We start from the raw sequence: 26,325 nt of genomic DNA, 5'->3' as shown, positions 1-26,325 counted from the left end.
GCGAGGCTCCGCTAGCCTGAAGGCCATGGAAGGGTTGCTCGACGCGTTCATCGCGTTCATCCGCGCCGAGCGCGGGCTGTCCGGCAAGACGGTGGATGCCTACGCCGCGGACCTCACCGCGTACTTCGAGGACCTGCGCGGGCGCGGCGTCGACGACGTGACGCGGGCGCGCCAGGAGGATGTGACGGCGCACCTGTCGGCGCTGACGAAGGGCGGCCTGGGCAAGCGCAGCCAGGCGCGACACCTGGCCGCGCTGCGCGGCTTCCACCGGTTCCTCGTCGCGGAGCGGCTGGCGGACAAGGACCCGACGGAGGACGTGGACACGCCGCGCTCGGCGCGCAAGCTGCCCTCGTTCCTGACGCTCGAGGAGGTGGAGCAGCTGCTCGCCGCGCCGGACGAGGGCTCTCCCGCGGGGCTTCGGGACAGGGCGATGCTGGAGGTGCTCTACGCCACGGGGCTGCGCGTCAGCGAGCTGTGCGGCCTGGGCGTCAACGACGTGCAGCTCAGCGCGGGGTATCTGGTCGCGAAGGGCAAGGGCGCCAAGGAGCGCGTCGTCCCGCTGGGGCGCGTGGCGGTGGAGAAGGTCCGCGAGTACCTGGCCGCCTCGCGTCCGGCGATGCTCGGACGGCGCGAGGCGCGGGCGCTGTTCGTGACGCCCCGGGGCTCAGGCTTCACCCGGCAGGGGTTCTGGAAGCTCATCAAGCGCTACGCTTTGAAGGCGGGCATCCTCAAGCCGCTGTCTCCGCACAAGCTGCGGCACTCGTTCGCCACGCACCTGGTGGAGCGCGGCGCGGACCTGCGGGCCGTGCAGCAGATGCTCGGTCACGCGGACCTGGCCACGACGCAAATCTACACGCACGTGAACAGCGCCCGGCTGCGCTCGGTCTACGACGAGTTCCACCCGCGCAGCGACGCGTTCACCCCCAAGAAGAAGCGCAAGACGGGGTCGTAGCCGCGACGGTGGGGTCGGTGGACCCGACATGTCAGACCGGGCATTAGACTGCCTACGTATCAGGTCGACACCCTGTGGGGTGGGGTGTCACGCGAGGGACGCTGGGCGTCCCATCGACGGAGGCAGGCGTGGGAGACATCCGAGGAAAGAAGCCCAGGACGTATGAGGACATCGAGACGCCGCCCCTGCCATGGGTGGCGGAGCCGCTCGAGGCGCTGTGGCCCGCGCCCATGCCCCGCGCGGCGGTGGACCTGAATCCGCTGGTGCATCGGCTGGGAGCGCTGCTCGTGCGGCCCTTCGACTGGGCCCGGGGTGGTCCGGGGGGCTGGTGGTTCCTGGAGACGCCGGAGCTCCACCTGGAGTCGGGCGTCGTCGTGCCCCCGTTGGCGGCCTGGCGACGGGCGGAGGTTCCGGAGCCCCCCGAGCCTGAGGCACCCTGGCTCACGCCCGCCCCGGATTGGGTCTGCGAGGTGCTCTCGCCACGGAGCGGGGAGCTCTCCTCTCGGATGCAGGCGTATCACCAGGCCCGCGTGGAGCATGTCTGGCTCATCGACCCGGCCCGGTGTCGCCTGGAGGTGTACCGACGCGGGAACAGGGGCTGGGCGCGGGTGGGGGTGCACGAGGGCTCCGCCCTGATGCGCGCGGAGCCCTTCGACGCGGTGGTCCTGGACCTGGGGGAGCTCTGGCTTCAGGAGCCCACGTTGACCGCGGGGACGCCGAAGGGGTCCGTGCTGGTGCGGCGTGCCTCGGCGGTGGCGTCGGAGCCGGGCAGGGGCGCGACGTGAATGAGCCCGGAGGCCATCAGCCGGTGCACCGAACGCGACGCGGCCAGTTCGCCCATGGCCGCGGTGCGCAGCGCCTGGCGGATGCTCCGGCTGCCTCGCAGCTTCGAGTACAGGTAGAGGTCATCCGCAGTGAGCTGCGACGGGGTGGGGCGGGGGATGGGCTCGAAGACGAGCCGTCCGTCCAGAGCGAACAGCTCGTCGCTCAGGGCCAGCGTCAGGCGGACCTCGGCCTCGCGGTAGAGGGCGTGGGCCTCGGGGACGGGGCCTCGCTCGAGGATCTGCGCGGCCAGCGCCACCGCGTGGTCGTACTTGCCCGACTCCAGGAAGCGCTTCACCAGGTTCAGGAGCTCGGCCAGCTCCGCGGCCTCTCCCAGCCTGGGGCCCTTGGGCAGGCGCGGCGCCAGGGCGCCCCGGCGATAGAGGTGGAGGATCCACCGCGCGGCGAACAGCGGGGCCTCCTTCGCCGTGGCCAGCATCTCCCCCAGCGTGGCGCCGCCCGCGGCCAGCTCCAGCAGCTTGTCCTCCTCCTCGGAGAAGGTCTCCACGGCGAACTCGCGGAACACCCTGAAGGTGGCGTCCAGGTGCGGGAAGACCTCGCGGAACACGGACCACTCGCGCAGCCGCGTCACCGCGTCGCGGTGCAGGCTGTTCAGCGCGAGCTTCAACCCCACCGCGCGGGAGGACGGCGGGAGCTTCGGGGTGAACTCCACCTCGCCCGACTCCCAGCCGTAGCAGTCGAAGAGGGCCTCGCGGGCCTTGTGCTCCATCGCCTCGATGAGGCGGGGCAGCTCCACGAAGCAGCGCTGCACCAGGAAGGTGCCATAGGGGGTGCCCGCGCCCTCCGCCGCCTCGAATGCCGCCGCGGCCCGGGGAGCATCCAGGATGCGCAGGTTCACCAGGACCTGGGACAGGTGCTCGCGGGGGTCATTCGAGCTCTCACCCACCAGGAAGCCGTCCTTCACCTGGAAACACCGCCGGATGGCTCCGCGCTCCACGCGCAGGGTGCCTTCCACCCCCGCGGTCGAGAACAACGGCGGCATCACCATCTGCAGGCGATAGCTGGCGAGACTTCCCTTGAATGACTCCATGCCGGTCTGTCCTCCCGAGGTGAGGTTGCTCGCAGGTGTGGCGGTCAGGGTACCGCTCCACCCACCGGCGCTCAACCGCAAGCGCCTGGAATCACTCAGGATTTCCGTGCGCGCCGCAATTTTCCACGAGGGCTCGCGGCGGGCGGGCGTCAGGCCCGGGGAGTGCCCGCGACTGAACGGAAGATTGCAGGGGCGCGGCGGGTGTGCGAACCACCTCGACGCTGCAGAACACAAAACGCGCGAAAACGACTCTGCGCGCTGACTCCCGACTCGGAACCCGACATGCGGACCCTCTCAGGCGTGCAGTCCTCCGGCAAGCTGCACATCGGCAACTACTTCGGCGCCATTCGCCAGTTCGTGCAGCTCCAGGAAGAGGGCGAGGCGTACTACTTCATCGCCAACCTGCACGCGCTCACCACGGTGCGTGACGCGAAGCTCGCGCTGGAGCTCACCCGCGAGGCGGCGCTGGCGTACCTGGCGCTCGGGGTGGACCCGAAGAAGGCGGTGCTCTTCCGCCAGAGCGATGTGCGCGAGGTGCTCGAGCTCAACTGGATCCTGGGCACCGTGGTGCCGCACGCGCACCTGGAGCGGGCCCACAGCTACAAGGACAAGGTGGCCAAGGGCATCAGCCCGGACTTCGGCCTCTTCGCCTACCCGGTGCTGATGGCGGCGGACATCCTGCTCTACAGCACGGACTTCGTCCCGGTGGGCAAGGATCAGATCCAGCACGTGGAGTTCGCCCGTGACTGGGCGGTGAAGTTCAACACCGAGTACGTGAAGGGCTACGACCCGGCGGACCCGGACGGCAAGGAGCGCGGCCACGCGCCCGGCATCCTCAAGCTGCCCCAGGCCCGCATCCAGGAGGCCACCCAGACGGTGCCCGGCGTGGACGGCAAGAAGATGTCCAAGTCCTACGGGAACACCATCGAGATGTTCGGGGACGAGAAGGAGATCAAGAAGCGCATCATGTCCATCAAGACGGACTCCACGCCGGTGGAGGCGCCCAAGCCGGTGCCCGAGGGCAAGCCGGCGGACGCGTCGCTCGTCAGCGAGGTGCCGCTCTACGACTTGCTCAAGCTGATGCTGCCGGCGTCCGAGTTCGCGGAGGTGGACGCGTCGTGGAGGGCGGGAGGGAAGGGCTACGGGGAGTACAAGAAGAAGCTCCTGGAGGCCTTCCACACGACCTTCGGACCGGCCCGTCAGCGGTACGCCGAGCTGGCGGGCGACCCGGCGGAGCTGGAGCGCATCCTCCAGGATGGCGCCCAGCGGGCCCGCCAGGAGGCCTCCGTCCTGATGGACAAGGTCCGGCGCGCGGTGGGCATCCCGTGAGGTTCCGGGCCTGAACGGGTGTTTACCGCCGTTTGTTTGACCCACCTGGGACCCACTGTTAAGGAGGTGTGTCCCCCGGTTCGCGCTCGAATCACGCGAATCCGGGCCCTTGCGTGATGACCAGCAGCCACCGACAGCCAGAAGGGCCGCCAGGAACACGCCGGTGAGTGACGGCCGCCCGACATCGGCCGATGAAGGCCTCGGCGAAGGCGCCCCGCCCCGGACCCCGGCGGACGCCTTCCGCGTCGCGCTACCCAACTTCGAGGGTCCGCTCGACCTGCTGCTCCATCTCATCAAGGAGCACCGGGTCGACATCTTCGACATCCCCCTGGCGCTCATCACCGAGAAGTACCTGGAGCACCTGGAGCGGATGCGGGAGATCAACCTGGACATCGCCGGGGAGTTCCTGGTGATGGCGTCCACGTTGGCCCACCTGAAGAGCCGCATGCTGCTGCCCCGCCAGGACGCGGTGGCGGTGCCCGAGGGCGGCGAGGCCCTGGCGGCGGTGGAGGAGCCCGAGGACCCCCGCGCGGAGCTGGTCCGCCGGCTGCTCGAGTACCAGAAGTACAAGGACGCCGCCGAGCACATGGCCCGCCAGGACATCCTGGGCCGGGACGTGTTCGCGCGCAGCGTCCCGGTGGAGGCGGTGCCCATCCCCGAGGAGGAGGTGGGCCTGCAGGAGTTCAGCGTCCTCAAGCTCATCGAGGCGCTGGACCGGGTGCTGGAGCGGCTGACGCCCAAGGTCCAGCACGAGGTGGTCCGGGAGAAGATCACCCTCTCCGAGGCCATCCTGCGCATCGTCGGGCGGCTGCGTCCCCAGGGACAGGTCCTCTTCGAGAGCCTGTTCAACGAGGAGGACACGCCCACCCGCCAGGAGATTGTGGTCACCTTCCTGGCGGTTCTGGAAATGGTGAAACGCCGGCTCATCCGTGTGGTACAGGACGAGCCGCTCGGGCCCATCCTGTTGTTGCCCAACGGGGATGCCCTGGAGCGGCTGGCCCCCACGGAGGTCGACGAGAGTGACTACCGGTAGGAAAGGCTCCCGAGGCGGAGACGGCGAGGAGTCCGCCGCGTCCGGAGGGCCGAGCCCCTTCTCCGAGGAGGAGCTGGCGGCCGTCACGGGCCCCGGCCCGGCGGACGAGCTGGACGAGGTGGAAGCGGCGGCCATCGAGGAGGACTCCGAGTCCACGCCCGACCTGGAGACCTCCTTCGAGAAGCTGGTCTCCAAGAGCCGCAAGCTGTCGCAGGACCGCGTCCGGACGGTCATCGAGAGCGTGCTCTTCGTGGCGGAGCGCCCCCTGTCCGTGGACGAGCTGTACCAGGCGACCGGCATCGAGCAGACGCTCATCGCCGAGGCGCTCAACCAGCTGTCCGGCATCCACCGGGACGGCATCAGCGGCATCGTCCTGTACGAGGTGGCCGGCGGCTGGCAGTTCCGCACGGACCCCCACTCGGGCGAGTACGTCCGGCGCTACCTGCGCGTGAAGCCCCAGCGGCTCACCCGGGCGGCGGTGGAGACCCTGGCCATCATCGCGTACCGGCAGCCGGTGACGCGGCCGGAGTTGGAGGACATCCGCGGCGTGGATTGCGGCGCCGTGCTCAAGGCGTTGATCGACCGCAAGCTGGTGAAGATCCTGGGCAAGCGCGAGGAGGTGGGGCGACCCATCCTCTATGGCACTACGCGTGAATTCCTGGAGTTCTTCGCCCTGAAGGACCTGTCGGCGTTGCCCACGCTGCGGGAATTCCACGAGCTCACGCAGGAGCATCGCGAAATCGTGGAGAAAGAAGTACGACCCGCACCGGCAGCGGCGGGGACGGTGGAAGCACTCTCCGACCCGGGATTCACGAAGCGGATGGAGAAGAGCGCGGCGGCGAGCGAGGCCGCGCTGGAGGACCTGGAGGAAGCCATGGCGGCGGCTGACCAGATACAGAAGGCCAGCTCCAGTGTCCTGGACACAGCCCCCAAGCCCGAGACGGGCACCGAGGGGCAGAAGCCCGAGTGACGGGCAGCAAGTGAAGGGGAAGTAATGGCGGCCGAACGACTACAGAAGTACCTGGCCCGCGCGGGAGTTGCTTCGCGCCGGCACGCAGAAGAGCTGATCACCGCGGGCCGCGTGGCGGTGAACAACACGACGGTGACGGAGCTGGGAAGCCGGGTGGAGCCGGGGACGGACCTGGTCTCCGTGGACGGCAAGCTCGTCACGCCGCCGGACGAATCGTCCTACTTCCTGCTCTACAAGCCCGTGGGCGTGGTGACCACGCTGTCGGACCCCCAGGGGCGCCCGACGGTGGCGAACTACGTGGAGGAGACGGGCAAGCGCCTGTTCCCCGTGGGCCGGCTGGACTACGACGCCGAGGGAGCGCTGCTGTTCACGGATGATGGCGCGCTGGCGCACAAGCTGACGCACCCGAGCTTCCAGGTGCCTCGCACATATCTGGCGAAGGTGAAGGGCCAGCCCGACGTGCCGACGCTGGAGAAGCTGCGCGGCGGCGTGCGGCTGGAGGACGGCATGGCCACGCCGGTGTCGGTGGGCGTGTTCGAGGCCGCCGAGAAGAACACGTGGCTGAAGATCGTCGTGGCGGAGGGCCGTCCGCACCTCATCAAGCGGCTGTGCGCCGCCGTGGGGCACCCGGTGGTGCGCCTGTTCCGTCCGGCCTACGCGGGCGTGGGCGTGGAGGGTTTGCGTCCGGGTGAGCTGCGTCCGCTGAAGAAGGCGGAGGTCGAGCTGCTCAACGAGGTGGCCGACGGGAAGGCGTCGCCTCCGTCGTCGGACCTGCGGCTGCCGCCTCGGCGCCATGGTCGCGCGGCGCCGGGCTTCGATGAGTCGGACGAGGACGAGCTGGCCATGGACGATGACGCGGCGCCGGTGCGCCGCAAGCCCGCGGCCCGTGCGGAGCGGAAGCCGGCGGGTGAGGGTGGCTCGGGGCTCGCGCGCTTCGGCCGGGACCGTGCGGGCGCGGGTCGTCCGGCTCGCAAGGAGTTCGGGAGCGGGGATGCTCCGCGCTCGCGTGGACCGCGTGCGGAAGGTGGTGCGTCGCGCTTCGGTCGTCCTGCTCGGAAGGAGTGGGGCGAGGGCGCTCGCGGTGAGGGGCGCCCGGCGCGCAAGACGTTCGGCGGTGACGAGGGGCCTCGTGGCGCTCGGAGCGCTGGTGGCGAGGGGCGTCCGGCTCGTAAGTCGTTCGGTGCGGGTGGTGAGGACCGTCCGGCCCGTAGGGCATTCAGCGCCGGTGGCGAGGATCGCCCGGCTCGTAAGTCCTTCGGCGGCGATGAGGGCCGCCCGGCGCGTAGGTCCTTCGGCAGTGACGAGGGTCGTCCGGCGCGCAAGCCCTTTGGCGGTGACGAGGGTCGTCCGGCGCGTAAGTCTTTCGGCGGTGATGAGGGCCGTCCGGCGCGCAAGTCCTTCGGCGGTGACGAGGGTCGTCCGGCGCGTAAGTCTTTCGGCGGTGATGAGGGCCGTCCGGCTCGCAAGTCCTTTGGTGCCGGAGGCGAAGGTCGTCCGGTTCGCAAGTCCTGGGGCGGCGATGACAGTCCTCGTAGCGCGGGTGGCGAGGGCCGCCCCGTACGCAAGACGTGGGGCGCTGGCGGCGACGAGGGTGCCCGCGGTGAGGGACGTCCGGCTCGCAAGACGTGGGGCTCCAACGACGAGGGTGGTGCCCGCAGCGCGGGACGTCCTGCCCGTAAGGAGTGGAGTGCGGGTGGCGAGGATCGTCCTGCCCGTCGGTCCTTCAGCGCGGGTGGAGCGGATCGTCCGGCTCGCAAGTCCTTCGGCGCCGGCGAGGATCGTCCGGCTCGCAAGTCCTTTGGTGCCGGCGAGGATCGTCCTGCCCGTCGGTCCTTCGGCGCGGGTGGCGAGGATCGTCCGGCCCGTCGGTCCTTCGGCGCGGGTGGCGAGGATCGTCCGGCCCGTAAGGCCTTCGGTGCCGGCGAGGATCGCCCGGCGCGCAAGTCCTTCGGCGCCGGGAGCGAGGATCGTCCTCGGGGTCCTCGTGGTGCGGGTGGTACGGGCCAAGCCCGGTTCGGCCGTGGCGGGAGCTCCGATCGCGCGCCCAGCGGCGAAGGCCGTCCTCGCTTCGGCGGCGCTGCGTCCCGTGGCGCATCCAGTGGCATGAGCCGTCCCCGCTTCGGCGGTGCCGCGGGCGGTGAGTCCAGCGGAGAGGGACGTCCTCGCTTCGGTGGTGCGCGAAGCGCGGGTGGCCCGGCGCGTCGTTCATTCGGCGACAAGGCCGCTCCGCGCGGCCGCGCCGAGGGGCGTCCGTCTCGGGGTCCCCGTGACGCGGAGGGCGCTGGCCCTCGGGGTCGCGGCTTCGGCGCGAAGCCCGGCGGCAGGGGCGCCAAGGGAGCAGGCGGCGAGGGGAAGAGCTGGGCCCCCTACGACGACCGTGGCGCTCCCCGTGAGCGAGTCGTCCGCGCGGGCGCCCGAGGGGCCGCTCCCACGGACGGTCGCAAGTCCGAGGGCTTCCAGGACTGGGGCAAGAAGAAGGAATCGGGCTCCAAGCCCCGCTGGAGCGCTCAGGCTCCGCGCGGCGGCCGGTCCGGCGGACCTTCCAAGGGACCTCGCCGTCCTCGCTGAGGACCACACGGCGGATTGGGCGACAAGGGGGGTGTTGATATAACCCCCCGCGACTTTTCCACCGTTTCCCTCAGCGGAGACCGATGCGAACCGGCGCACGCCCCTACATCCTCATGCTGGCCCTGGTCCTCGGTTGCAACGGGAGCCGGGACCAGCTCCTCGCAGACCTCCAGAGTCCTCGACCGGAGGTCCGCGCCCTGGCGGTGAAGAAGCTCGCCGGACAGGGCAATCCCGATGACCTGATCCTCTTCACCCGCGCGGCCAAGGACCTGGCGTCCATCGTCCGCGCGGAGGCGGCCGTCGCGCTCGGCGAGAGTCAGGATCCTCGCGTCGTCGACCTGCTGGGCGAGCTGCTCGAGGACTCCGACGAGGAGGTCCAGGGCCGCGCGGCCATGGCGCTCTCCAAGGTGCGCAACGACAAGGCCAAGGCCTACCTCACGCTCCAGTACGGGCGCCGGGGGCGCACCACCCGCCAGGTCATCGTCCAGGCGCTCAAGAACGCCAACGTGCCGGGCGCCATGGCGGAAGTCGTGGCCGCCGAGGCCAAGGGCCAGTGGGACCGCAACCTCCTCACGCTCACCGAAGGCGAGCTCCCCGAGCGCGTCGGCGCCGCCGAGGAGCTGGGCAAGAGCGGTCGTCCCGAGGCCGTGAATCGGCTCCTGCCCTTGGTCCGAGACAGCCAGGTCATCCTCGCCGCCGCCGCCGTGCGCGGCCTGGGCGACGCGGGTGACAAGCGGGCCGTGGGCGACATCGCGCTGCTGCTCGACGAGAGTTTCCCGGAGCTGCGCGAGTCCGCCATCATCGCGCTGAGCAAGCTGCAGGACCCCGCCGCCGCGCCGCGCCTCCAGGCCGTGGCCGTGGAGAAGAGCGCGGTGAGCCCTCTGGCCATCGACGCCATCCTGTCCTTCCCGCGCACGCCGGAGACCGACACCGCGCTGTGCGCCGTCGCGCTCGATGGTGCCCCGTCCGACGCGCTCGCGGCGGCCCTGGCGATGCGCACCCGCGGCGGCTGCCCGTTGGACCCCATCGGCGAGCGCCTGGCGCGTCCCGCCACCGCCGCGAGCGGGCTCCAGGCCGTCGCCGGGCTCGGCCCCGTGGCCCAGCCGCTGCTCGCGAAGGTGATGCCGTGGCTCAACCAGAACGATGCCACGCTGCGCATGCTCGCGGTGGACGCCGTGGCCGCGGTGGGCGACGCGTCCGTCGTGCCCCAGCTCCAGAAGCTCTACGAGCAGGAGGCCAAGGGGCTGGAGGCGCTGCGCTCGGACTGGGTCACCCAGAAGCTCCCCGAGACTTACGGCGCCGGGTTCGACCCGTCCGCCACGACCTCCCCGCACGTCGCGGCCTCGCCGAATGACGAGCGCGCGTCCCGCCACGCCTCGCTCTTCGAGCGGGTGAAGGCGCTCAACGCGCAGCGGGCCAAGGACGCGGGCCGCACCGTGGTCAAGCCCCGCGTGCCCAGCGAGCTGTTCGACGACGTGGAGGCCGAGCGGCTCGTCCCGCTGGCGACGCTGATTCGCGCGCTGGGGACCCTGCGCGCGCCGGGCGCCCTGGAGCTGCTCAAGGGATACAGCCAGGACCCGAGCATCCCCCTGCGCACGGCGGCGCTCGTGGGCCTGACGCGCCTGGGCGCCGAGGGCGTGGCCGTGGCTCGCGAGGGAATCTTCGAGCCCGAGAGGGATCTCCAGAAGACGCTGGCGCAGGCGCTCGCCGAGTCGGGCGAGGCGGGGCAGGTGGCCTTGCTGGAGGCGCTGCCGAAGATGGGCGGCGAGAAGCTGCTCGTGCTGGACGCGCTGGCGAAGGGCCCCGGGGTGCCGGCGTCGGCGTCGGCGGTGCTCCAGGGCGTGGTGAAGGAGGGTGGGCCGGAGGCGGCGCTCGCGGCGGTGGTGCTCGCGCGCATCCAGGCGAAGGACGCGGTGCCCACGCTCATCAAGGCGCTCGACGAGACCAACAGCGTGGCGAGGCGCGACGTGCTGCTGGCGCTCGGGACGATCGGGGACGTGCAGGCGGCCGACGTGGTCGCGAGGGACTTGTTCCACGACCTGCCGGAGATTCGCGCGGCGGCGGCCACGGCGCTCAAGCGCATGGGCGCGACGACGCACTCGGAGTTCCTCGATGCGCTCAAGAGCGACTACTTCCGGACCGTGCGTGACGCGGCGGGCGCGGCGCTGGCGAAGGGGGGCACGGCTTCGGAGGGGGCTCGGTAATGGAAGCACGCAAGCTCAAGGACAGCGCCGCCGCGGCCTTCACCAAGGGGCGCTTCTCCAAGGCCGCCGAGCTGTACGAGGACTTCTGCAAGCTCGACCCCAAGGACCACCAGTCGCGCCTGCGCATGGGTGACGCCTGGGCGAAGGCAGGGGAGCGCGAGCGCGCCGTCGCCGCGTACCAGTCCGCCGCCGAGGGCTTCGCCAAGGAGGGCTTCCTCCCGCGCGCCATCGCCGCGAGCAAGCTCATCCTCGAGCTGGACCCGAGCCACCAGGGCGTCCAGCAGATGCTGGCGAACCTCTACGCGCGCCGAGGCACGCCCGTGGGCGCCCGGGCCCGAGGCCCCATGGGCAGCGCGCTCTCCGCGCCGCCGCCGCCCGAGCGCCCCGCGCCGTCCCCGCAACCGGTGTCGGGCGACGCATCGGATGGACTCGAGCTCTCCGTCGAGACGTCCTCCACGACCTCCAGCGCGGAGGAGGTCGTCGTCCATTCCGTGAGCGTGGGGCAGGAAGCCGAGCCCGCCCCTCACGATGACGAGGCACCGTCCTCCCACGTCGAGCCGTCGAGCACCGGATGGGCCGAAGCGGGCCTCTCCCCCTCGAGCACCGTTGCCGTGGCACGGGCTTCGATGGCACCGTCGCCCTCCTCGAGCACCGCCTCCGAGGATGAAGGCTTCGACGTCGTCGTGGGCGAGCCCGAGCCGGGTGCGCCCCCCACGGCGAGCACACTGCCTCCAGGACTCGCGCCGCGCACCCCGCAGCGAATCACGCCCCCCTCGGCACCTGTGCCCGCGGCGAAGTCCCCCGTGAGCGGGAAGTGGAAGGCGTTGTCCTCGCCCATCGCGGATGCACAGGCGATGGAGCCCGGCCTCCCGCCGACGCCCACGCTCATCGACCCGCCCTCGGCGCCTCCGGGCCTGCGCCCGCGCCGCGCGGACGTCACGCCCCCCGCGGGCGCCACCGCCGTCCCGTTCCGCGAGGTGTCCCGCGAGCTGGGCGCATCGCTGCGCGCGGTGCCGCCGCGCCCGTCGTCCTTCACCGAGCTGGAGCTCGAAGCGGACTCCCTGCTGCACGCCGTGGAGCTCGCGGCCCAGGCCGGTCTGAATCAGCGGGCCGGGAGCGCCGCCGTCAGCGACGAGGAGGAGGTCTTCAGCCTCACCGAGGAGGTCATCACCGACGCGCCCTCTCTGGACGCGCTGCCGACCATCCCGCTGTTCTCGGACCTGCCTCGCGACGCCTTCATCGAGCTGTTCGAGCGCTGCCCGCTGCGCCGCTTCAGCGTGGGGGAGCGCATCATCGAGCAGGGCAGCCACGGCGATGCCTTCTACGTCATCTGCGAGGGCCAGGCCCGCGTCTTCCGGATGGACGCCGAGCGCCGCGTGGAGCTCGCGGTGCTCGAGGGCGGCGCGTTCTTCGGCGAGATGGCCATCCTCTCCGGAGCGCCGCGCACCGCCTCCGTGGAGGCCGCCTCCGAGGACACGCAGCTGTTGGAGATCTCCGCGCCCGTCCTGGCCTCGCTCTCCCGGAGCCATCCGCAGGTGGCCGCGGCCCTGAAGAAGTTCGTGCGCCAGCGTCTGCTCACCAACGTGATGAACACCTCCGCGCTCTTCCGGCCCTTCAACCGGAAGGACCGGCGCACGCTGGTGGAGCGCTTCCGCGCCCGCGACGTCGAGCGCGGTGACGTCATCATCCGCGACGGGGACCAGACGGACGGGCTCTACGTCCTGCTCTCGGGCGAGGTGGAGGTGCACAAGGACGGGCACCTGCTCACGCGGCTGAAGGAGGGAGACCTCTTCGGCGAAATCTCCCTGCTCCAGAAGACCCCCGCCACGGCCACCGTGACCGCGGGGCGTCACACCACGCTCCTGCGACTGCCGCGCGCCGACTTCGACGCGCTCATCTCCAGCCACCCTCAGATCCTGGTGCTCATCTCCGAGCTGACCGACGAGCGCCTTCGCCGCACGGAGCAGGTGCTCGGCGTGGAGGCCCTGGGCGGCGACGAGGACCTCATCCTCGTCTGAACCGGGCCTCGTCCCTCAGCGCACCTTCGCGAGGTAGTCGTCGCGGGTGACGAGGCCCCGTGTCTCCAGGAGCTCCAGCATGGCGCGCAGCGAGCGCGCCTGCTGCGCCACCATGCGCTCCAGGTCCGTCACCTTCTGGGTGAGGGCCTCCACCTGCTGCGTGAGCTCACCCTCCCGGACGGACGACGGGCCCGACGCGCGCGGGGCGGGCATCAGCTCCACGGCCGACTCGGACGGAGGCGCCAGCTCGAACGTCTGCTCGTCGATTCCGAACGCCAGCGGCGACGCCGTCGTGGAGGTGATCTCCCCATGGTAGTGACGGCGGATGGCCCGCTCGATGGACGAGGCCGCGGCCACCACCACCTGGAGCCGCTGGCCCGTGTGGAACGCCAGCTCCTGGAGCGACTCCACGTTCGTCGGGTCCGACGTGGCCACCGTGAGCAGCTTGCTCGACGGCTCGTAGGCGGTGGGGAACACCGTGTAGCGCTCGGCGATGTCCACGCGCAGCGCCTGCATCGCCGGAGCCGAAGGCGTCAGGGCATCCAGGTCCACCGTGGGGATGGCGAGCTGGCGCGACAGGGCGTGCACCATGGAGCTCTCGTCCACGAAGCGCATCTGCACCAGCGTGAGGCCCAGGCGGCCTCCCCACTTGCGTTGCTCGGCCAGCGCGGAGCGAAGCTGGGTCTCGGTCAGGAGACCCGCATCCATGAGGATTTCCCCGAGCCGGCGCTTACGGCCGGGGGGAGGGGGTGCCACGGAGGAAGGATTCACGCGCGGGAGCATACCAGCGGACGGCTCGGCGGGAGGGCAGGGCGGCGCCACGGGCCCGGAAGGGGCGGGCCGCCCCGCAATGGGGTAAGTCTCAGGTCATGACGCGAAGCCTTCTCCCGTTTCTCGCGCTGGCGCTCTGCGCCGGCTGTGCGTCGCAGCGGCTCGCCGGCGCCGACCTGGACCGCGTGCGCCGCCCCGCCTTCATCTCCCGCATCGAGGACGGCGCGGGACCTCGCAGCTTCGTATTCCGCGAAGACTCCGCGTACGGCGACAAGCTCAAGAAGCTGGAGCCCGTGGAGGCGGACCGGCGGCTCACCGTGAAGCTCCAGCAGGCGGTGACGCGCTTCGAGATTTCCGAGCGGCTGCGCGTCAACACGCTGACGCAGCTGCCTCGCGAGGCCCCGTGGACGTACACGGTGGACCCCGCGCGCGTGGCGTCCGTGCTGGAGAGCTTCCTGGTGGAGGAGGTCCCCGCGAACGCTCCGGACTACGACCTGGTGACGCCGCTGGGGGCGGACACCATCGTCGAGTTCGTGGTGCAGGAGTACGGCATGCGCAGCAAGAAGGGCCACGCGGGTGCCTTCCTGCGCGGCTATGGCCGGATGTTCACGCTGGATGGGCGCTCGGAGGTGTGGCGTCACCCGTTCGAGGTGGACCAGGTGGAGGCGGGCGCGGAGCACCTGGACCCGTTCAAGGTGGGGAAGAACCCGGACCTGTTCCGCCAGGCGCTCACCACGCTGCTGGACCAGGTTGCGCTCGAGTTCGTGAAGGACCTCACGCCCAGGGACCGTCGCGGCGGCCCCTCGGTGGCGGCGCCTCCGGGCCCCGCCGCTCCCGACGCCGTCGCGCCCACCTTCGTCGAGCCGCCCAAGCCGCCCGACCCGGAGCTGGCGCCGGGCGAGCTGCCGGACCCGGACCCCTGAGTCAGAACAGGGCGTGCTCCGCGAGGAGCACCGCGATCCCCACCACGAAGCTGACGAGCGTCACGGGCAGCCCCACGCGCAGGTAGCGCATGAAGGACATGTCCACCTTGCCGCGCGCCGCCTCGAAGACGATGAGGTTGGCGACGCTGCCGACGAGGGTGAGGTTGCCGGCCAGCGTGGAGCCCAGGGCCAGCACGTGCCAGCCCAGCTCCACGTTCTGCAGCGTGGGCACCCACGAGCGCGCGAGCATGACGAAGGGCACGTTGCTGAAGAGGTTGGACGCCACCAGCGTCAGCCCCGCGAAGCCCAGCGTCTCCCGCCACGGCGGCCCCGCCATCAGCGGCGCGAAGATGAGGCGGATCTCCTCCGCCCAGCCGTGCTTGTTCACGCCGTAGACCACCACGAAGAGGCTGGCGAAGAACAAGAGCAGCACCCAGTCCACGCGCTCGAGCGCCTCGCGCGGCTCGCGACGGGACAGGGCCATCACCAGCGCGGCGCCGGCCAGCGCGCTCCAGCTCATGGGCAGCCCGGCGAAGAAGGCCACGATGACGCCCACCGTCACCGTGAGCGTCAGCACCAGGAGCCAGCGGTCCACGGGCGGCGGCGGCGGCTGGGGCTCGAAGCGCTTCGTGCTCAGCTCGTTGCGGAAGAGGTACACCAGCGCGGCGGCGACGATGACGGTCGACAGGAGCGCGGGCACCGCCATGTACGCCGCGAAGCTGGCGTACGAGATTCCCGACGCGCCCTGGATGAGCATGTTCTGCGGGTTGCCGGTGAAGGTGGCCACCGAGCCGCTGTTGCTGCCCATGCACACGGCGAGCAGGTACGGCACGGGCGGCAGCTTCGCGTCATCCACCGTGGCGAGCACCAGCGGCGTGAGCATCAAGCACACCGTGTCGTTGACCAGGAAGGCGGACAGCACCGCGGAGATGAACGTCACGGCGATCAACAACAGGCGGGGCGTGCGGGCGCGACGTACCGCCCAGGCGCCGGCCGTGCGGAAGACGGCGGCCTGGGACATGTACGCGGCCAGCAGCATCATCCCGAGCAGCAGGACGATGGTGTCCGCGTCGATGGCGTGCTTCGCGGTGTCCTCGCTGTGGTTGAAGACCTCCGCGGGCGAGACCACGCCGAACACCACCATGAGGACCGCGCCGAGCAGCGCGCCTCCGGGGCGGTCGAGCTTGAGGAAGGGGAGCCGGGCGCCGGCGATGAAGACGTAGGTGAACAGGAAGATGGCGAGGGCCACGGGCGCGGGAACCTAGCCGAGCCGCGTCCGGCGTGCTCGACCGTGTTCGCGTTGTCCGCCCCGGTATACACCTGTACAGTGCCCGACCCATGAAGTTCGAGGAGGAAGAAGGGGCCTTCGGTGGCCCGCGTCGCACCCCGTGGAACGCCCCCCGGGGGTTGGACTCCGTGCTCCAGCAATGGAAGGCGGACCGGGGCCTGTCGCCCTGCTTCTCGCTCGACGAGGCCACCCCCGCCCGGGTCGGCTCGTTCGCGCCCATCCCCGAGGACGTGGCCCCCCAGGTGCGGGAGGCGCTCCGCCAGCGAGGCGTCGAGCAGCTCTTCTCCCACCAGGCCGAGGCCTTCCGGCTGGCCCGCGCGGGCCGGAACCTGGTCATCGCCACCCCCACCGCCTCGGGCAAGAGCCTCTGCTACAACCTGCCGCTGATGGATCGCTTCGCCCGGGAGCCCCAGGCGCGCGCCCTCTACCTGTTCCCAACCAAGGCGCTGTCCAGGGACCAGGAGGAATCCCTCCGGGCCTTCATGCGCGAGGCCGGGCTGACGCATGGCGCGATCACCTTCGACGGGGACACGCCGGCGGACGCACGCCGCGCCGCCCGGGAGCGGGGGGGCGTGCTGCTCACCAACCCCGACATGCTCCACACGGGCATCCTCCCGCACCACGCGAGCTGGGCTCGTTTGTTCTCAAACCTGCGCTACGTGGTCATCGACGAGCTGCACACGTACCGGGGCGTCTTCGGCTCGCACCTGGCGAACGTGCTGCGCCGGCTGCGTCGGGTGGCGCGCTTCCATGGCTCGGACCCGGTGTTCATCGCCGCGTCGGCGACCATCGGCAATCCGCAGGCGCACGCGCGGCGGATGCTCGGATGTGACGTGGAGCTGGTCGCCCAGAGCGGGGCGCCGGCGGGTGAGCGGCGGGTCATGGTGTTCAACCCGCCCGTGGTCAACGCGGAGCTGGGCATCCGGGCCAGCTACCTCAAGACGGCGGTGCGGCTCACGTCGGACCTGGTGCGCGCGGGCGTGTCGACGCTGCTGTTCGGACAGTCGCGCAACAACATCGAGGTGATGCTCAAGTACCTGCGCGACCGGTTCGTCGAGGAGAAGCTGGATCCGTCGCTCATCCAGGGCTACCGGGGCGGCTATCTGCCGGGGACGCGGCGGGCGACGGAGGCGGCGCTGCGCGCGGGGGAGGTTCGGTGTGTCGTCGCGACGAACGCGCTGGAGCTGGGCATCGACATCGGCTCGCTGGACGCGGTGGTGTGCGCGGGCTACCCGGGCTCGGTGGCGGCGCTGATGCAGCGCTTCGGCCGCGCGGGACGTCGTGGCGCGGGGAGCCTGGCGTTGCTGGTGACGTCGAGCGCGCCGTTGGACCAGTACATGGCCGCGGACCCGCGCTTCCTCATCGGCGCGCCGGTGGAGCACGCGCGCATCGATCCGGACAACGTGGAGATCCTCGTCCAGCACCTCAAGTGCGCGTCGTTCGAGCTGCCGTTCGAGGAGGGCGAGGCCTTCGGCGACGTGCCGGCGGAGTCGACGGCGGAGGCGCTGGGGTTCCTCGCACAGCACCAGGTGGTGCATCCGACGGCGGGGGAGGGCGGCCGGCGCGTGTTCCACTGGTCCTCGGATGCGTATCCGGCGAACCACGTGTCACTGCGCAGCGTGGGCTGGGACAACGTGGTCATCATCGAGCGCGGCACGGACCGCACGCTGGCGGAGATGGACTTCCGCTCGGCGCACACGATGTTGCACGAGCAGGCCATCTACCAGCACGAGGCCGAGCAGTATCAGGTCGAGCAGTTCGACTACGAGAACCACAAGGCCTTCGTGCGCAAGGTGGCGCCGGACTACTTCACGGACGCGATGACGTACGTGCGCGTGAATGTCATCCAGGAGGACCAGGGCGCGCCCGTGGGCCCGTCGCTCCAGGCCGGCATGGGCGAGGTGAGCGTCATCGAGAAGGTCGTGGGGTACAAGAAGATCAAGTACCACACGCACGAGAACGTCGGTTACGGCGAGGTGGCGCTGCCGGAGATGCAGATGCACACCACGGCGCTGTGGCTGACAGTGCCGGAGTCGGTGGTGCGCTCGATGAAGGCGCCGAGGCCCGCGGTCATCGACGCGCTGCGAGGCATCGCCACGGCGCTGCGCACGGTGGCGTGCGTGGGGTTGATGATCGACCCTCGGGACATCGGCAAGACGCTGGGCAGCCGCGATGACGCGGACGGGCCTCCGCGCAAGGATGGCGGGGTGGGGTTCGATCCGACCATCTTCCTCTACGACAACATCCCCGGCGGCGTGGGGCTGGCGGCGCGGCTGTATGACCAGCGCGACGAGCTGCTCGTGCGCGCGCGGCGACTCCTGGAGTCCTGCGCGTGCGAAGAGGGCTGCCCGGCGTGCATCGGTCCGGCGTCGGGTGTCATGCCGGGACAGGCGCCCGTGGACCCGCATCCGCGCAAGCGCCTGGGGCTCGAGGTGCTGAGCCTGCTCGGCGTCGCGGGCGTGCAGTAGACGGAGGAGGGCTCGGCGCGTGGACCTCAAGCGAAAGCTGGCGCGACTGACGGGCGTGGGCCCCGGCGGCAAGCCCGCGAGCCGCGTGGCCACGCTCCCGGAGCCGTCGGACGAGGGGAGGGCTCCACCGGGGAACGTCGCGGAGCGCTCCGCCGAGGCGAACACCTTCGCTCCTGCGTCACCGCCGCCGACGGTGTCAGCCGCCCCGGCTCCTGCCCATACGGGACAAGCCCCCGGGCCGGACGAGACATCGCGCCACGCCGTCACGCCCGAACCGTCAGCCGCCGCCGCATCGCCCCAGGCCCCCGCGCGCCCGAGCGACCCGCGCATCGAGTCCCTCCGGCGGATGCTCGCGGACTGGTCCGAGCGACAGGGTCAGACGGCCGCGCGCCGCCCCACCCAGCCTCGTCCTCCTCCCGGTCCGCTGCCCGTCGTGGCCCAGGAGACACCGCACGGCACCGTCCACGTCTCCGAGCGCCTCCTGCCTCCGGACCACCACCACGGCAGCGCCCCCGTGGCCGGCGCCCTCGACGTGGAGGGCGCCCTGGTCGCCCGGCTCGCGCTCCACGAGGACCTGGCCGGCGTGGACTACCAGCGCATGCTCTTCCTCGACACGGAGACCACGGGCCTCGCCGGCGGCACCGGCACCGTGCCGTTCCTCGTGGGCCTCGCCTGGTTCGAGGGGCGCTCGCTGCGCGTCCACCAGCTCTTCCTGCGCAAGCTCGGCGAAGAGGCCCCCATGCTGCGCGTGCTCGCCGAGCGCATGGCCCGCTCCTCCTGCATCGTCACCTTCAACGGCAAGAGCTTCGACTGGCCGCTCTTGCGCACGCGCTTCGTCCTCAACCGCGTGAAGGCCCCCGCCGAGCTGCCCCACCTGGACCTGCTCCACTGCGCCCGCCGCGTCTTCAAGCACCGGGGCGCCGGCACGCGACTGGTCCACATGGAGGAGCAGGTGCTCGGCCTGCGCCGCGTCGATGACGTGGACGGCTCGCTCATCCCGGACCTGTACTTCCGCTACCTGCGCGGCGGCGACGGCACCTCGCTGACGCCCGTGCTCGAGCACAACGCCAACGACCTCCTCCTCCTCGCCGCCCTCCTGGGCGAGATGGTCCGCCGCTTCCGCGCCGGCGACGGCACCGCCGTTCCCCGGGACGAGGACCCCAGGGACCTGCTCGGCTTCGCGAGCGTGGCGCTCCGGGCGGGAGACCACACCCGGGCCCGGGCCTTCGCGGCCGCGGCGACGAAAGGCTCCGGCACCGTGGGCATGGAGGCCCACGCCCTGGCCTCGCGCCTGGCCCGCATGGCCGGCGAGCCCCAGGCCGCCGCGGACCACCTGCACCAGGCCCTCCAGTCCGCCCGGGGCTTCCAGGCGGCGAGCCTGCACCTGGAGCTGACCAAGCTCTACGAGCACTCCCTCAAGGACCTCGCGGCCGCGCTGCGCCACGCCCGACTCTCGGCGGCGGCGGAGTTGCCGGAGGACCACCGGCGCCGCATCGTTCGCCTGGAGGGCCGAATCGACCGGAGCACGCGGGCCCGCGCGCTGGACCTGGGCGCCCGCCCACCTCGCCCCGGCCCCTGAAAGCCCTTGCGTCCGGTTTCGGGCGGGGGGCCCCGCTCCCATGCCCTCCCGCAGACCGGCCGAGCACATGATGGGAGCGTTGGACAACGGCCTGCGCTAAGAGAGGCGCCATGAAAATCGCGAAGGACAGTGTCGTCTCCATCGACTTCAAGCTTCACCTCGGCGATGGAAAGCTCATTGACGAGAGCGAGCCGGGAGATCCGCTCGTCTACCTGCAGGGCCACGAGGAGGTCGTCCCCGGCCTGGAGAAGGCCCTGGAGGGCAAGGCGAAGGGAGACAGCCTGTCGGTCGTCATCCCCCCCGAGGACGGCTACGGGCCGCATGACCCCGAGGGCCTCGAGGAGGTCCCCCGTGACGAGTTCCCCGAAGGGCTGGAGCTCCAGGAGGGCGGCATCCTCACCGCCACGGACCCCGAGGGCGACGAGGTCGACCTGCTCGTGAAGGAGATCAAGGGCGACACCGTGGTGGTGGACTACAACCACCCGCTCGCCGGCAAGACGCTGCACTTCCAGCTGACCGTGGCCGACGTCCGCGCCGCCACGGCCGAGGAGCTGGAGCACGGCCACGCTCACGGCCCGGACAGCCACCACTGATTCGAACCCCGGGGCCTTCGTGAGCCCCGGGCCCCACCACCGCTCCCGCGAAGTCCTCTCGCGGGAGCGGCCCTTCCTCCCTGACGCGGACTAGCGCCCGCCCATCAGGTCCGAGTTGAAGGAGAAGCCCAGCAGCAGGTACGGCATCGCCTCCTGACGGCTGGGGTGCTTCAGGTACCAGGCCACCATGCCCAGCACCGTGGGGCGGTTGAACATCGTGCCCTCGTCCGTGTTGAAGGCGTAGGAGACGACGGGGCCCGCGCGCATGTGGCTGTTGTCCGCCTTCAACGCGTCGGAGACGCCCTGGTCCTCGGTGTACTGCGGCCACACGCCGCTGAAGCGCGCGCCCAGCATCCACCGGCCGGACAGGTAGACGACGTCCGAGTCGTTGGTGAAGACCCAGCCCTTGCCCGCGAGCAGCGAGTCGAGCATCGGGTCATAGAACGTCGTCTCGCCGTCGCGCAGCGACAGGTTCCAGTACTCGATGCTGAACTTGGTGCGCACCGCGATGGGGCCCACCTTCGCCTGCAGCGTCGGCTCCACCAGGAAGTGGTGGCCGCTGGTGCTGTAGGCCGCGTCCTCGCGCGCATCCAGCGCGTCATCCGAGAAGTCGTTCAGCGGGTTCGCGTACCCCTGCAGGAAGCCCATGGTCCCCAGGAAGTTCGTGTACTCGTAGCTCAGCCGCAGGTTGAACAGGGCGATCGGCTGGATCTCGAACATCGGCCCCACCTTCAACGAGGCGGGGTTCGCCTTGATGAGGGCCGCGGCGTTGACGAACGTGTCGCGCATCAGCACGGACTCGCTGTTGAACAGCCGCTTCTGGATGACCAGCCGGTTCTGCGTCTCCAACCCGATGGGGTTGACGCGGAACAGGTTGAAGCTGGTCATGTACAGCCGGACGTTGGGGATGGGGCGGGGTGGGGGGACCGGGGAGGGCTCGCTGGCGGGGGCGACCTCCGGGGTGTTCGTGGGCCCGGCCGTGGGAGCATCCGGCGGAGGCGTCGGCGTGGCCGCGGACTGCTGCGCGGCCGCGGGGGACACCAGACCCAGGCTCAAACAGAGCGTGCAGATGGACAGCGATAGACGCTTGAGCATCATCTCGACACTTCCTCGGGTGGGGGAGACCGCGGCGGGGAGGAACCGCGGCGGGTGCTTCAGGAACGACTGGGGGTTGCGGCGGGAGAGTCCTGCTCGTCCGCGTGGCGTCGCGTCACCGCGTAGCCGAACGCCGCGGCCGTGAAGTACATGATGATGCTGTAGATGGCCGGCGGGATGGCCATGGTGGCGTTGCCCAACAGCAGCGGGCTCATCGCAATCGTCATCGCGAGGATGCCGTTGTGGATGCCGATCTCCATGCCGATGGCCACCGCCTGACGCCGGGGGAGCCGGAACAGCAGCGGCGTCACGAAGCCCACGCCCATGCTCAACAGGTTGAAGCTCAGCGCCGCCAGGCCCACCTGCTGGAAGTACGCGCCGATGTTCTGGCGCTCCTGGTACACGGCCGCCGCGATGACCACCGCCAGGAACGCGGCGGACATGATGCGGATGGGCTTGTCCAGCTTGAGCGCCACCTGGGGCTTCCTCGAGCGCACCAGCATGCCGATGCTCACCGGCCCCAGCACGATGATGAAGACCTGCAGCACCTTGGCGAACTGCATGGGCACCGCCCGGTCCTCGCCCATGAAGTGGTTGAGCGAGAAGTTCACGATGAGCGGCAGCGTCACCAGCGTCAGCGCGCTGTTGACCGCCGTGAGCGTGATGTTCAGGGCCACGTCACCGCGGGCCAGGTGGCTGAAGAGGTTCGCCGTCGCGCCGCCGGGGGAGGCCGCCAGCAACATCAGCCCCACCGCCAGCTCCGGCCCCAGTCCGAAGGCATGGGCAATGAGAACACCGCCGGCGGGAAGCACCAGCATCTGGCACACGAGCCCCACGATCACCGCTCGCGGGTAGACGATGACGCGCTTGAAGTCCGCGAGCGTCAGCGACAGTCCCAGGCCGAGCATGATGACGGCCAACGACAGTGGAATCAGAACCGCGGTGAACACGTTTGACTGCATTCGCCCCCCGTCGATGTGCGGGCGCTCCTCGCCCGTCTCGCGGCAGATGTCTCAATGCAAACAAGCGTGGCGCAAATGGGTGTCTCGCTTCAAGCCACCCCTTGCGATTTGCATCCCGCACGTGAGCAGCGATGACGCCGGGCGTCATTGTTTGTCACGTCGATGGAAAGCTACACCTGTACGCGTGTTACCGGGCCCGCATGGGCGGTGTCATGGATTGCTCAGGGAGGGGGTCGCGTTCGCCTTCGTCGGCGCGAAGCGCAGGAAGAAGCTGTCGTCGTTCCAGCGCGGGCGCTCCGGGGCGTTGGCCACAGCGAGCGTCAGGTCCGCGAGCATGCGGACGAACTTCACGGCGCCCTCCTGGTGGATGGGCTGCGACAGGTCATCCGACGGCGCGTGGTAGTGGCGCGAGTACCAGGCCTTGAAGGCGCGCTCCTCGGCGGAGCCCGGCGCGTAGCCGAACTTGAAGGACAGGGCCGGCACGCCCTGGCGGATGAAGGAGTACTGGTCGCTGCGGATGAAGAGCAGCCGGTGGGGCTCCGGGTCCGGCATCGGCTTCACGCCGTGCCGGGAGGCGACCTGGGCCAGCGGCGTCGCGAGGTTGGACTCCTCCTGGCCGTACGCGACGACGCGCTCGAAGGCGAACAGCGGCAGGAACATGTCCAGGTTGAAGTTGGCGACCAGCGTGTCCGCGGGCACCGTGGGGCGCAGCGCGAAGTAGCGCGAGCCGAGCAGGCCCTTCTCCTCGCCCGTCACCAGCACGAACAGCACGGAGCGCCCCGGCTTCCGGGCCGTGAGCGCGCGCGCCACCTCCAGCACCGCGGCCACGCCCGTCGCGTTGTCCATGGCGCCGTTGTAGAGGTTGTCACCGTCCACGGGCTGGCCCACGCCCACGTGGTCCAGGTGCGCGGTGAGCACCACGTACTCACCGGCCAGGGCCGGGTCGCTGCCCGGCAGCAGGCCCACCACGTTGGGCGACGTCGTGCGCGAGGACACACGCTCGGAGCTCGCCTTCAGGCGCGCGGGCAGCTCGAAGCGCGGCATCGGCTGGTTCGCGTTCGCCCGCTTCAGGAGGTCCTGGAACGAGTGCGGCGCGCCGGCGAACAGCTTCTGCGCGTGGGCCGCGTTGACGGTGACGCCCACTTTCAGGCCCGTGCTCTCATCCAGCGCCGGGTCCGCGAAGGTCATCGCCTTCTGGTGTCGCGACGCGGCGGTGCGCGACCACGGCGTCTCCTCCAGCTTCGGGTTGAGCAGCATCACCGTGCCGAGGGCGCCCGCCTTCTTCAGCGCCTTCGTGCGCTCGGCCTGCGAGCTGTGGTGCGCGCGCAGCGGGCCGGAGACGTGCGCCGGGCCGCCCTGGAGATAGACGGCGATCTTCCCCTTCAAGTCCACGCCGGCCAGGTCGTCGTGGCCCGCCTCCGGGATGGACAGCCCGTGGCCCACGAAGACCATGGGCGCCTCCACCGAGCCCGCCTCGCCCGAGCGCGGGGAGATGATGGCGTCCTGACCGATGACCAGCGCCTTGGCGCGGCCGTCACGCACCAACGCCAGGCTCGACTTCGCCTCGACGAGCTGTCGGGAGACGAGCGGCACCTCCTGGAGGTAGCTGTCACCCGCGCCGGGCTTGACGCCGAGCGCCGCCAGTTGCTCGGCCACGTAGGCCGCGGCCTTGCGGTGGCCCTCGCTGCCGGTGTCCCGCCCCTGCAGTGCGTCGTCGGCGAGGTGGCGGACATGGCCCCACCAGCGCTCCGCGTCGGACGGGGGCGCGGCGGGCTCGGCGCCGAGGGCCAGCGAGGGCAACAGGCACAGCGTCGTCAGCAGATGGGGTGTGCGCAAGGGCGGGCTCGTGGAAGAAGGGCTTCCCTGGCTCAACGCCCGGCCCCGCTCCTCATTTCCTTTCGTTCCCCGAGCGGCCGTCCTCTCCGGGACGCGTCACGCACACGGGGCGCGACAGCCGTGGCCAGGGTCGGCTAGGACGACGCCTCATGAGCCGCGTCCTGGACGAGCTGCTGGAACTCCTCAAGCTGGAAGTCATCGAGGAAAACCTTTTTCGCGGAAAGAGCCAGGATCTGGGCTTCCGTCAGCTCTTCGGCGGACAGGTGCTGGGGCAGGCCCTGTCGGCGGCGAGCCAGACGGTGGAGACCGCGCGGCACGTGCACTCGCTGCACGGGTACTTCCTGCGGCCCGGCGACGCGAGCCAGCCCGTCGTCTACACGGTGGACCGGGTGCGCGACGGCGGCAGCATCAGCACGCGGCGCATCGTCGCCATCCAGAAGGGGCAGCCCATCTTCACGATGATGGCCTCCTTCCACGGCGACGAGCCCGGGTACGCGCACCAGTCGCCCATGCCGGCGGTGCCGCCTCCCGAGGGGCTGCCCACGGACCTGGAGCTGCTCAAGCGTCAGGTGGACCGCATCCCCGCGCGGCTGCGCGAGAAGATCCTCTGCGACAAGCCCATCGAGATGCGGCCGGTGGACTACATGGACCCGTTCCATCCGGTGCCGGGGGAGCCTCGCAAGGCCGTCTGGATTCGCGCGGACGGAGCGCTCCCGGAGGACCCGCAGGTGCACAAGTACGTGCTCGCGTACGCGTCCGACTTCAACCTCATCAGCACCGCGCTGCTGCCGCACGCGGCCAGCTTCTTCCAGCCCCACGTCATCGGCGCGAGCCTGGACCACGCCCTCTGGTTCCATGGGGACCTGAAGGTGAACGACTGGCTCCTGTACGTCATGGACAGCCCGTGGTCCGGCAACGCGCGCGGCCTGTCTCGCGGCTCCGTCTACACGCGCGAGGGAAGGCTCGTCGCGTCCGTGGCGCAGGAGGGACTGCTGCGCATCCTGAAGGGCGACAAGCCCACGTCGTGAGCGAAGGACGTCGCAGGCCGGGCGGCCCCAGGCGGGGCGGAAGGGGACGTGACGATGCGCGCGGTGGTGTATCAGCACGAGGAGCACGAGGGCGTCGGCCTGCTGGGACCCGCGTTGACGGAGGTGGGCTTCACGCTGGTCCACCGCTTCCGCGCCGTCCGGCACGAGGACGTGGACGCGGAGCTGGTGGTGGTGATGGGCGGCCCCATGGGCGTCTACGAAGCCGACCAGCACCCGTTCCTGCGCGACGAGAGCTCCATCCTCATGGAACGGCTGGCCCATGAGCGCCCGTGCCTGGGCATCTGCCTGGGCGCGCAGCTGCTCGCGGACGCGGCGGGCGCGGAGGTCTTCCCCGGCAAGAACGGCTTCGAGGTCGGCGTGGGCCCGGTGCGCTGGACGCCGGAGGCCCTGAAGGACGCCGTCATCACCGGCGCGCGCCCGCGCTGCACCGTGGCCCACTGGCATGGTGACACGTTCAAGGCCGTGCCCGGCGCGACGCTGCTCGCGTCCACGGACCGCTACACGCAGCAGGCCTTCCGGCTGGGCAGCTCCTACGGCTTCCAGTTCCACCTGGAGCTGACCGCGCGCGAGCTGGGACGCTGGTTCGAGCTGGGCGCCGAGGACCTCGCGCTGCGTCACAAGGACGTGACGCAGCTGGTGAGCCAGCTCCCCAGGCTCGAGGCCGCGGAGCCGGAGAACCGCGAGCTGCTGCAAAGACTCGCACGTCACTTCGCCCAGGCGGTTCGCTGAAGACATCGCTGACGCGAAGGGCTCGCGGTCACGTTGTACCCGGCGCAGCCTCGTCGTCCGCTTGGGGTTTCAGTGTTTCACGAAT

Annotated in this window: 20 protein-coding genes; 14 read left to right on the top strand and 6 right to left on the bottom strand. The window is 70.8% G+C overall.

From position 1 onward, the window contains the following. The first annotated feature begins 25 nt into the window (after positions 1–25). Positions 26–952: a site-specific tyrosine recombinase XerD gene (gene xerD / locus VZQ01_RS41380; RefSeq protein WP_248542681.1), complete on the top strand. Its 927-nt coding sequence runs from the start codon at positions 26–28 to the stop codon at positions 950–952. A 128-nt stretch (positions 953–1,080) separates the two neighbouring features. After that, complete coding sequence (locus tag VZQ01_RS41375; protein ID WP_426746398.1) at positions 1,081–1,737, top strand: Uma2 family endonuclease; 657 nt, start codon at positions 1,081–1,083, stop codon at positions 1,735–1,737. Here the strand turns inward: VZQ01_RS41375 and VZQ01_RS41370 are convergent. Continuing rightward, positions 1,641–2,825: a DUF4388 domain-containing protein gene (locus VZQ01_RS41370; protein ID WP_426746396.1), complete on the bottom strand. Its 1,185-nt coding sequence runs from the start codon at positions 2,823–2,825 to the stop codon at positions 1,641–1,643. The genes VZQ01_RS41375 and VZQ01_RS41370 overlap by 97 nt on opposite strands. Positions 2,826–3,107: 282 nt before the next feature. On the opposite strand from VZQ01_RS41370, the gene trpS reads away from it, so the two are divergent. The 6 genes from trpS (at position 3,108) to VZQ01_RS41340 (ending at position 12,947) form a co-directional block, all read left to right on the top strand. Further along, the gene (gene trpS / locus VZQ01_RS41365) at positions 3,108–4,154 is read left to right on the top strand and encodes a tryptophan--tRNA ligase (protein ID WP_223748612.1); all 1,047 of its coding nucleotides are present in this window, start codon (positions 3,108–3,110) and stop codon (positions 4,152–4,154) included. A 163-nt stretch (positions 4,155–4,317) separates the two neighbouring features. Further along, the gene (locus VZQ01_RS41360; protein ID WP_141332429.1) at positions 4,318–5,187 is read left to right on the top strand and encodes a segregation and condensation protein A; all 870 of its coding nucleotides are present in this window, start codon (positions 4,318–4,320) and stop codon (positions 5,185–5,187) included. Further along, positions 5,174–6,157, top strand: coding sequence for an SMC-Scp complex subunit ScpB (gene scpB / locus VZQ01_RS41355; protein ID WP_223748610.1), 984 nt, complete (start codon positions 5,174–5,176; stop codon positions 6,155–6,157). The genes VZQ01_RS41360 and scpB overlap by 14 nt, the downstream gene beginning before the upstream one ends. A gap of 24 nt (positions 6,158–6,181) precedes the next feature. Next, entirely contained in the window at positions 6,182–8,725 is a 2,544-nt protein-coding gene (locus tag VZQ01_RS41350; protein WP_426746395.1) for a pseudouridine synthase, read from the top strand. Positions 8,726–8,808: 83 nt separating this feature from the next. Further along, the gene (locus VZQ01_RS41345; RefSeq protein ID WP_426746394.1) at positions 8,809–10,929 is read left to right on the top strand and encodes a HEAT repeat domain-containing protein; all 2,121 of its coding nucleotides are present in this window, start codon (positions 8,809–8,811) and stop codon (positions 10,927–10,929) included. Next, positions 10,929–12,947 (top strand): cyclic nucleotide-binding domain-containing protein, encoded by a 2,019-nt coding sequence (locus VZQ01_RS41340; RefSeq protein ID WP_426746393.1) that lies wholly within the window; start codon positions 10,929–10,931, stop codon positions 12,945–12,947. The genes VZQ01_RS41345 and VZQ01_RS41340 overlap by 1 nt, the downstream gene beginning before the upstream one ends. 15 nt (positions 12,948–12,962) lie before the next feature. Here VZQ01_RS41340 and VZQ01_RS41335 read toward each other — a convergent pair whose 3' ends face one another. Then, entirely contained in the window at positions 12,963–13,655 is a 693-nt protein-coding gene (locus tag VZQ01_RS41335) for a GspE/PulE/PilB domain-containing protein (protein WP_141332434.1), read from the bottom strand. Positions 13,656–13,816: 161 nt separating this feature from the next. Here VZQ01_RS41335 and VZQ01_RS41330 point away from each other — a divergent pair, with 161 nt between their 5' ends. Then, complete coding sequence (locus VZQ01_RS41330; protein WP_426746392.1) at positions 13,817–14,641, top strand: hypothetical protein; 825 nt, start codon at positions 13,817–13,819, stop codon at positions 14,639–14,641. 1 nt (position 14,642) lies between these two features. Here VZQ01_RS41330 and VZQ01_RS41325 read toward each other — a convergent pair whose 3' ends face one another. Further along, positions 14,643–15,890 carry an ArsB/NhaD family transporter gene (locus tag VZQ01_RS41325; protein ID WP_223748605.1) on the bottom strand — a complete coding sequence of 416 codons (1,248 nt, stop codon included), beginning with the start codon at positions 15,888–15,890 and terminating at the stop codon, positions 14,643–14,645. A gap of 89 nt (positions 15,891–15,979) precedes the next feature. Between VZQ01_RS41325 and VZQ01_RS41320 the strand changes: the two genes are divergently transcribed. The 3 genes from VZQ01_RS41320 (at position 15,980) to VZQ01_RS41310 (ending at position 20,569) form a co-directional block, all read left to right on the top strand. Then, a complete protein-coding gene (locus tag VZQ01_RS41320) occupies positions 15,980–18,397 on the top strand; it encodes a DEAD/DEAH box helicase (RefSeq protein ID WP_426746391.1) in 2,418 nt (805 codons plus the stop codon). Positions 18,398–18,416: 19 nt separating this feature from the next. Next, positions 18,417–19,976, top strand: a complete 1,560-nt coding sequence (locus VZQ01_RS41315; protein WP_426746390.1) for a ribonuclease H-like domain-containing protein — start codon at positions 18,417–18,419, stop codon at positions 19,974–19,976. A gap of 110 nt (positions 19,977–20,086) precedes the next feature. Continuing rightward, a complete protein-coding gene (locus tag VZQ01_RS41310; protein ID WP_141333454.1) occupies positions 20,087–20,569 on the top strand; it encodes an FKBP-type peptidyl-prolyl cis-trans isomerase in 483 nt (160 codons plus the stop codon). 90 nt (positions 20,570–20,659) lie between these two features. Here VZQ01_RS41310 and VZQ01_RS41305 read toward each other — a convergent pair whose 3' ends face one another. The 3 genes from VZQ01_RS41305 to VZQ01_RS41295 all read right to left on the bottom strand — a co-directional run bounded on the left by VZQ01_RS41305 (position 20,660) and on the right by VZQ01_RS41295 (position 24,462). Continuing rightward, positions 20,660–21,667, bottom strand: coding sequence for a hypothetical protein (locus VZQ01_RS41305; RefSeq protein WP_223748602.1), 1,008 nt, complete (start codon positions 21,665–21,667; stop codon positions 20,660–20,662). 56 nt (positions 21,668–21,723) lie between these two features. Then, a complete protein-coding gene (locus VZQ01_RS41300) occupies positions 21,724–22,614 on the bottom strand; it encodes a bile acid:sodium symporter family protein (RefSeq protein ID WP_223748601.1) in 891 nt (296 codons plus the stop codon). Positions 22,615–22,836: 222 nt separating this feature from the next. Next, a complete protein-coding gene (locus VZQ01_RS41295) occupies positions 22,837–24,462 on the bottom strand; it encodes a M28 family metallopeptidase (RefSeq protein ID WP_426746389.1) in 1,626 nt (541 codons plus the stop codon). A gap of 149 nt (positions 24,463–24,611) precedes the next feature. Here VZQ01_RS41295 and tesB point away from each other — a divergent pair, with 149 nt between their 5' ends. Together tesB and VZQ01_RS41285 are read left to right on the top strand one after the other, a co-directional pair. Further along, a complete protein-coding gene (tesB, locus tag VZQ01_RS41290; protein ID WP_426746388.1) occupies positions 24,612–25,490 on the top strand; it encodes an acyl-CoA thioesterase II in 879 nt (292 codons plus the stop codon). 54 nt (positions 25,491–25,544) lie between these two features. Beyond that, positions 25,545–26,240: a type 1 glutamine amidotransferase gene (locus tag VZQ01_RS41285; RefSeq protein WP_426749033.1), complete on the top strand. Its 696-nt coding sequence runs from the start codon at positions 25,545–25,547 to the stop codon at positions 26,238–26,240. The last annotated feature ends 85 nt before the right edge of the window (positions 26,241–26,325 follow it).

It is taken from the genome of Myxococcus faecalis (assembly GCF_050039385.1).
Taxonomy (GTDB): domain Bacteria; phylum Myxococcota; class Myxococcia; order Myxococcales; family Myxococcaceae; genus Myxococcus; species Myxococcus fulvus.
The sequence above is the reverse complement of the archived record's forward strand: the minus strand, read 5'-3'. Positions and strand labels throughout refer to the sequence as shown.